1 protein-coding gene is annotated in these 365 nt (G+C 61.4%); it reads right to left on the bottom strand.

What is annotated here, in order from left to right:
* A partial coding sequence (locus B3605_RS03975) for an aminoacyl--tRNA ligase-related protein (RefSeq protein WP_349677249.1) occupies nt 1–365 on the bottom strand: 365 nt, incomplete at both ends.

Below are 365 nucleotides of genomic sequence, written 5' to 3'. Positions count from 1 at the left end.
GCGTTCCGGCAGGTTGAAGTCGACCTGCGTGGTGCCGCACTGCCATTCACGGCCGATGGCGTCCTTCAGCGTGTATTCGAACTTCGGACCATAGAACGCGCCCTCGCCCGGCAGAATGCCGGTCTTGATGCGGCCTTCGGACTGCTCCTCGATCGTCTTCAGCACTTCGGTCATGACGGCCTCGGCGCGATCCCAGAGAGCGTCGGAGCCGACGCGCTTTTCAGGACGGGTCGAGAGCTTGACGACGATTTCCTTGAAGCCGAAGTCTTCATAGACCGACAGGATGAGATCGTTGATGCGCAGGCATTCAGCCGCCATCTGCTCTTCCGTGCAGAAGACGTGCGCGTCGTCCTGGGTGAAGCCGC

It is taken from the genome of Rhizobium sp. UBA1881 (assembly GCF_002338015.1).
In the GTDB taxonomy this organism is placed as follows: domain Bacteria; phylum Pseudomonadota; class Alphaproteobacteria; order Rhizobiales; family Rhizobiaceae; genus Rhizobium.
Note: the sequence above shows the minus strand (reverse complement) of the source record. Positions and strands in the feature narration are given on the sequence as shown.